This is a genomic window from Pseudomonas sp. P4_D7 (genome assembly GCF_056401755.1).
Map to the genome: position 1 here is coordinate 1 of NZ_JBFUIR010000094.1, position 5240 is coordinate 5240.

Annotated in this window: 6 protein-coding genes; 3 read left to right on the top strand and 3 right to left on the bottom strand. The window is 57.3% G+C overall.

Translation table 11 applies throughout. The features are described 5' to 3' along the window. Positions 1-83 precede the first annotated feature (83 nt). On the bottom strand, positions 84-1670 hold the full coding sequence (locus tag AC1DVF_RS28200) for an ABC transporter substrate-binding protein (protein WP_460089265.1): 1587 nt from the start codon (positions 1668-1670) through the stop codon (positions 84-86). A gap of 448 nt (positions 1671-2118) precedes the next feature. Here AC1DVF_RS28200 and rpmB point away from each other — a divergent pair, with 448 nt between their 5' ends. Beyond that, positions 2119-2352 (top strand): 50S ribosomal protein L28, encoded by a 234-nt coding sequence (rpmB, locus tag AC1DVF_RS28205; RefSeq protein ID WP_007920377.1) that lies wholly within the window; start codon positions 2119-2121, stop codon positions 2350-2352. Between the two features lie 11 nt (positions 2353-2363). Further along, positions 2364-2519, top strand: coding sequence for a 50S ribosomal protein L33 (gene rpmG, locus AC1DVF_RS28210; protein ID WP_003177274.1), 156 nt, complete (start codon positions 2364-2366; stop codon positions 2517-2519). 147 nt (positions 2520-2666) lie between these two features. Here the strand turns inward: rpmG and AC1DVF_RS28215 are convergent, their stop codons facing one another. Continuing rightward, positions 2667-2870 carry a hypothetical protein gene (locus tag AC1DVF_RS28215; protein ID WP_477783524.1) on the bottom strand — a complete coding sequence of 68 codons (204 nt, stop codon included), beginning with the start codon at positions 2868-2870 and terminating at the stop codon, positions 2667-2669. 232 nt (positions 2871-3102) lie between these two features. Next, the gene (locus AC1DVF_RS28220; protein WP_093429667.1) at positions 3103-3465 is read right to left on the bottom strand and encodes a cupin domain-containing protein; all 363 of its coding nucleotides are present in this window, start codon (positions 3463-3465) and stop codon (positions 3103-3105) included. A 238-nt stretch (positions 3466-3703) separates the two neighbouring features. Between AC1DVF_RS28220 and AC1DVF_RS28225 the strand changes: the two genes are divergently transcribed. Further along, entirely contained in the window at positions 3704-5197 is a 1494-nt protein-coding gene (locus AC1DVF_RS28225; protein ID WP_099757512.1) for an aldehyde dehydrogenase, read from the top strand. Positions 5198-5240 lie beyond the last annotated feature (43 nt).

Genomic DNA, 5240 nt, shown 5'->3' on the forward strand with positions numbered 1-5240 from the left:
GCAATTTTCCAGTCACCGAATGGGTTGACTGAAATGACGCCATCGCGAGCAGGCTCACTCCTACAGGTGATGTGCAGGGCAGGTTATTTCAGGTTGACCTTGGAATAGTCCTGTCGGCCGAACGGGCTTACCGAGTAACCCTGCACGTCCTTACGTGTCAGCGCATACGCGGTCGGATGCGCCAGCGGCAGCCACAACGCCTGCTGCTGAATCTGCGTCTGCGCCTGCTCATAGAGCTTGGTGCGTACGCCTTGTTCGCTGGTGGTCTTGCCGGCGCTGATCAGCTTGTCCAGATCGGCGTTGCAGTAGCGTGCGAAGTTGGTGCCCGATTTGACCGCGGCGCAGGAAAACTGCGGTGTCAGGAAATTGTCCGGGTCGCCGTTGTCGCCGGCCCAGCCCATGAACAGCAGGTCATGCTCGCCCGCCTTGGCGCGGCGAATCAGTTCGCCCCACTCGATCACGCGGATTTCCGCCTGAATACCGATTTCCGCCAGATCCGATTGCAACAACTGTGCACCGAGGCTTGGGTTCGGGTTGAGCAGGCTGCCCGAAGGACGCGTCCAGATGGTGGTCTGGAAGCCGTCTTTCAAACCGGCCTTGACCATCAGCGCCTTGGCTTTGGCCACGTCATGTGGGTAACCCGGCAGGTTCTTCGCATAACTCCAGGTGTTCGGTGGGTAAGGGCCATTGGCCGCTTCGGCGGTGTCTTCGAACACCGCCTTGATGTAGTTGGCCTTGTCGAAGGCGAGGTTGATGGCCTGACGCACCTCTGGTTTGTCCAGCGGGGGATGCTGGCTGTTGATGCCAACGAAAGCGGTCATGAACGCGTCAGTCTTTTCGACTTTTAGTGTCGGCTCTTTCAGCGCGGCCTGTACGTCCAACGGTTTTGGCGACAGGGCGATCTGGCATTCGTTGCGTCGTAGCTTTTGCAGGCGCACGTTGGCGTCCGGGGTGATGGCGAAGATCAACGGGTCTACCGAAGGCTTGCCGCCGAAGTAATCCGGGTTGGCCTTGTAGCGAATCGCCGCGTCTTTCTGGAAGCGGTTGAACACAAACGGGCCGGTACCGATCGGCTGGCTGTTGAGCTTGTCCGTGGCGTTGGCCTTCATCAATTTGTCGGCGTATTCGGCGGAGTAGATCGAGGCGAAGCCCATGCTCAGCGTCGCCAGGAAGGTCGAGTCCGGGTGATCAAGGGTGAAACGCACGGTCAGCGGATCGAGCGCGTCGATCTTCTTGATCAGCGCTGGCAACTGCATCGATTGCGCATGGGGGAAGCCGCTCTGGGCGACTTTGTGCCACGGGTTGGCAGGGTCGAGCATGCGGTCGAAGCTGAATTTGACGTCTTCTGCGGTCAGCTCACGGCTCGGCTTGAAGTAGTCAGTCGTATGAAACTTCACCTGCGGGTGTAGCTTGAAGACATACGTCAGGCCATCGGTGCTGACTTCCCAGCTGTCGGCCAGGCTCGGCACGACTTTGCCGCTGGCGGTGTCGAATTCAACCAGACGGTTCATCAGCACGTCGGCCGAGGCGTTGGTGGTGGTCAGCGAGTTGTACTGCACCACGTCGAAACCCTCAGGGCTGGCCTCGGTGCAGACGCTCAGCGCGGCGGCCTGGGCCAGGGGGCTCAGCAGGAGCGGGGCGAGCAACAGGGGTAGGGCAGCGAGGCGCATGGTCGGTTTCCTTTTACAGATCGAAGGCCCATCTGCAAGTGCAGTCTGGAAAAGGCCTACCCTAGAGGTCTGGATTACAAATGACTATCCCCTTTTTGCATTTTCGGGGCACAGTGATGGCGGTTTTTCAGACCGCGGTGCGCGGTAAAAAGTCTGAATCGCCCGTAGGGACGATTTTCTGCGACGAGTGGTAAAAATCGATGCCAGCCTTTATCCAAGGCGTTCGCAGGCTGAAAAAGCGCCTTTTTGTGGATTGTTTGCACACCGAATGTTGTTGCTCCGAAGTCTTTCTGGTATAAAGCAGCGCTCTTTTCTAGGGGCCCGGTTCCTTCACTGTAGGTGTAGCCGGTAAGACCTCTAAAGAAACGCGGCGCCTGGCGCCAAATGACTGAGAGATTAAGCGGCCAACCCATGCCGGGTTGGGCATGTGGTTTTAGAGGGCTGAGGCATGTCGAGAGTATGTCAAGTTACCGGTAAGGGTCCGGTGACTGGGAATAACATTTCCCACGCAAACAACAAAACCCGTCGTCGTTTCCTGCCGAACCTGCAGCATCACCGCTTCTGGGTTGAAGAAGAGAAACGTTTTGTGCGTCTGCGCGTATCTGCCAAAGGCATGCGTATCATCGACAAGCGTGGCATCACTGTCGTGCTCGCCGAACTTCGCCGCGATGGCAAGATTTAAGGGAGCTAATCATGCGTGAATTGATTCGTTTGATCTCGAGCGCCGGTACTGGTCACTTCTACACTACCGACAAGAACAAGCGTACTACCCCGGACAAAATCGAGATCAAGAAATATGATCCGGTTGTTCGCAAGCACGTGATCTACAAGGAAGGCAAAATCAAGTAATTGATTTTTCCCGACTTACAAAAAAGGCCCGTATCTCACGATACGGGCCTTTTTTGTTGGCATGAATTGCCATGCCTGCTGAGCCGTTCCAGCGGATGAAAAAAAGATCCGTGTCTTTCGACGCGGACCTTTTCGGCGTTACGCTGATTAGTCGGAAGTGTCAGATAAAACCAGGTCTTGAATGGTCCCCTGATCATCGACTACGACGTTAATTTCTTTGTTTTCCAGAATCGAGAAATCGAACGGGAAGCCTTTGCACGCGTTAGCTCCGCGGATGAATTCCATTAGTCGTTCGTTGAGCGAACTTCCGACCAGAAACTTGAGTGGCTGGGCGGCATCATTGTCAGTCATGGGTTAATCCTTGAAATTAGAAAATGTCCTTAGGGACGCCCATGCTGTGCTTCACGCATTGTCCTTGTGCGGTACATATGTATATCGGGTGAGATTTTTTCACGCGGAGCGAGGTTCCCGCAGAAGGTGCCTCTGATAAAAAGGCCCGTATCTCGCGATACGGGCCTTTTTTGTTTTTTCGGTTTTTCGTGCTGCCTGCTCGCGAAGAGGTAGGCGAAATCAGCGAAAATCCTCAAGCCTTCTGTTCAAAGATCACATAGATCTTGCGGCAAGCCTCCAGCACTTCCCAAGTGCCCCGAAACCCTGCCGGAATCACAAACCGGTCGCCAACGCGCAAGGTCTTGGCATTGCCCTCGCCGTCACGCAGCACCGACACGCCCTGTAAAATCTCGCAGTATTCATGCTCGGTGTAATTCACCGTCCACTGACCCACCGCACCTTCCCACACGCCAACGCCCATCTGCCCACACGGGCTGTCGTATTGATGAAACACCGCTTGCTCAGGATCACCCTTCAGTACTTTCGCCGGGTCCGGGCGATAGCGTTCGGCTTCGCTGCTGGTCAGGCTGATGTCGACGACGTTCTGGATGTTCATTGTTGTTATCCCCCGTGAATACGGCGCGATTGGCTGGAAAGGGTCAAAGTCTATGTTGATTAAAATCAACACCGCAAGGCCGTATGACTGCCTTATGTCAAATATATTGAAACAACCCCGGTCGCTGGTTTAGGGTGGCGGGTGCCTTGGGCCGAAATGCAGGCTGGCCGGGCAGAATTTTTGAGGACGCTGGCGACGATCGTGCGGCGCTCGTATTCAACAAGAGGAGGACACTTAAATGACCACCCTGACTCGTGCCGACTGGGAACAACGCGCCCGCGACCTGAAAATCGAGGGCCGCGCCTACCTCAATGGCGAATACACCGACGCCGTCTCCGGCGAGACCTTCGAGTGCATCAGCCCGGTCGATGGCCGTCTGCTCGGCAAGATCGCCAGCTGTGACGCCGCCGACGCCCAGCGCGCCGTGGAAAACGCCCGCGCCACGTTCAACTCCGGCGTCTGGTCGCGTCTGGCACCGACCAAACGCAAAGCCACCATGATTCGTTTTGCCGGCCTGCTAAAGCAGCACGCTGAAGAACTTGCCCTGCTCGAAACCCTCGACATGGGCAAACCGATCAGTGATTCGCTGTACATCGACGTTCCAGGCGCGGCGCAGGCGCTGAGCTGGAGCGGTGAGGCGATCGACAAGATCTACGACGAAGTGGCGGCCACGCCGCACGACCAACTGGGCCTGGTGACCCGCGAGCCAGTGGGTGTCGTCGGTGCCATCGTGCCGTGGAACTTCCCGCTGATGATGGCCTGCTGGAAACTCGGCCCGGCACTGTCGACCGGTAACTCGGTGATCCTCAAGCCTTCGGAAAAATCCCCACTGACCGCCATCCGTATCGCTGCGCTGGCTGTTGAGGCCGGTATTCCGAAAGGCGTGCTCAACGTGCTGCCGGGCTACGGTCACACCGTCGGCAAGGCGCTGGCCCTGCACAACGATGTCGACACGCTGGTGTTCACCGGTTCGACCAAAATCGCCAAGCAACTGATGATCTACTCCGGCGAATCGAACATGAAACGCGTCTGGCTGGAAGCCGGCGGCAAGAGCCCGAACATCGTCTTTGCCGATGCGCCGGATCTGCAAGCCGCTGCCGAATCCGCTGCCAGCGCCATCGCCTTCAACCAGGGCGAAGTCTGCACCGCCGGTTCGCGTCTGCTGGTCGAGCGTTCGATCAAAGACACATTCCTGCCGATGGTGATCGAGGCACTGAAAGCCTGGAAGCCGGGCAACCCGCTGGATCCGGCCACCAACGTCGGTGCATTGGTCGACACTCAGCAGATGAATACTGTGCTGTCGTACATCGAATCCGGTCACACCGATGGCGCCAAACTGGTCGCCGGCGGCAAGCGCATTCTTCAGGAAACCGGCGGCACTTATGTTGAGCCAACGATCTTCGATGGCGTGAGCAACGCGATGAAGATCGCTCAGGAAGAGATCTTCGGCCCGGTGCTGTCGGTCATCGCTTTCGATACGGCTGAAGAAGCGATCCAGATCGCCAACGACACGCCGTATGGCCTGGCCGCTGCGGTATGGACCCAGGACATCTCCAAGGCGCATCTGACCGCCAAGGCACTGCGGGCCGGCAGCGTGTGGGTTAACCAGTACGATGGTGGTGATATGACCGCACCATTCGGCGGCTTCAAACAGTCGGGTAACGGTCGCGACAAATCGCTGCACGCGTTCGACAAGTACACCGAGCTGAAAGCGACGTGGATCAAGCTGTAAGCCGCTGAGGGGAGCCTGATTCAATCAGGCTCCCGAACCATAC